1 protein-coding gene and 1 pseudogene are annotated in these 1237 nt (G+C 71.5%); both read right to left on the bottom strand.

Annotated features, from left to right (window positions below):
* Positions 1 to 1024 (bottom strand): ABC transporter permease (locus tag AB0J09_RS65145; protein ID WP_360714557.1); only part of this gene is annotated, 1024 nt, incomplete at its 3' end.
* Positions 1024 to 1237: pseudogene (locus AB0J09_RS65150) on the bottom strand (ABC transporter ATP-binding protein); the annotation flags it as partial. The pseudogene AB0J09_RS65150 and the gene AB0J09_RS65145, both read right to left, overlap by 1 nt.

The raw sequence follows: 1237 nt of genomic DNA on the forward strand, positions 1-1237 counted from the left end.
CCATCGGGGTGGTGGGTGCGAGGGTGTTGATCAGGGGGAGCAGGCCGTAGCCGAGGCCGACGCCGATCAGTGTCCCGGTCAGCGACGCGAGCACGCCGACGGCGGCGGCCTCGCGGCGTACCGAACCCAGCACCTGCCGCCGGGTCGCGCCGATGCAGCGCAGCAGTGCGAAGTCGCGCAGGCGTTGCGCGAACAGGATGGAGAACGTGTTCGCGACGACCAGGACCGAGACCACGAGCGCGACGCCGGCGAACAGCAGCAGCATCAACGCGATCATGTCCGTGTCGTTGTTGAGCCCGGCCAGGCCGTCCCTGACGTACTCGTCCGCCGACCACACCCTCATGCCTTCCGGGAGCGGACCTACTTCCCCGCGCACCGCCACACTGCCCACGTGGAAGTTGGGTTGGTCGCGCCACTGCAGGTACTGCGGCCACGTGACGTACATCGAGGCCTGGGTCCAGGTGGTGGGGGACACCACGAGGCCGACCACTTCCAGGTCGGTCGCGGTGGCGCCCTTGCCGACCCGGATCCGGTCGCCGACCGCGACCTCTTGGGCCTGCGCGTCCCACACGTGCATCACCGCCTCGCCCGTGCGTTCCGGGAAGCGGCCCGAGACGAGCTTCTGCCAGCGCAGGTGCTCCGCGGCGGCGATCGGCCCCACGGTCGTCTGGCCCCGGAAGTCGCCCGAGCCGAGCGGGGCGCCGCCTTCTCGGTGCGCCGGCAGGTCGACCCGGCCCAGCCCGGATGCATTGTTGCCGAGGCGGTCGATGAGCTCGATCGCGGCTGACGTGTCCAGGGTTCCGGGGCAACACGATGGGCCCCGCGAGGGTCCGTCCTCGGGCGCGTCGACAACGTAGTCGGCGCCGCGGTACGGCGCCCCGGCGTTCGCCATGAATCCGGCGCGTGCCCCGGACGTGAGCACGCCGATCACGACGACGAAGGCGACCGAGGCGGTCACCGCGATCGCCGCTGCGACGTACCTGCGGGGGTGGGTGCGCAGCGACGCGAGGAAGACGGCGCGCATCAGGCGAGCCGCCCGTCCTGCATGATGACCACGTCGTCGGCGTAGGTCACCGCGTCCCGCTCGTGGGTGACCATCACGATGGTCTGGCCGAGCTCGCGCGCAGACCGGCGCAGGTGGTCCAGCACCTCCGCGGACGTGGTGCTGTCCAGGTTTCCGGTGGGCTCGTCGGCGAACAGCAGGTCCGGCTGGGTGATCAGGGCCCGGGCGATCGCG

Source organism: Nonomuraea sp. NPDC049784, from assembly GCF_040659615.1.
Lineage (GTDB): Bacteria > Actinomycetota > Actinomycetes > Streptosporangiales > Streptosporangiaceae > Nonomuraea.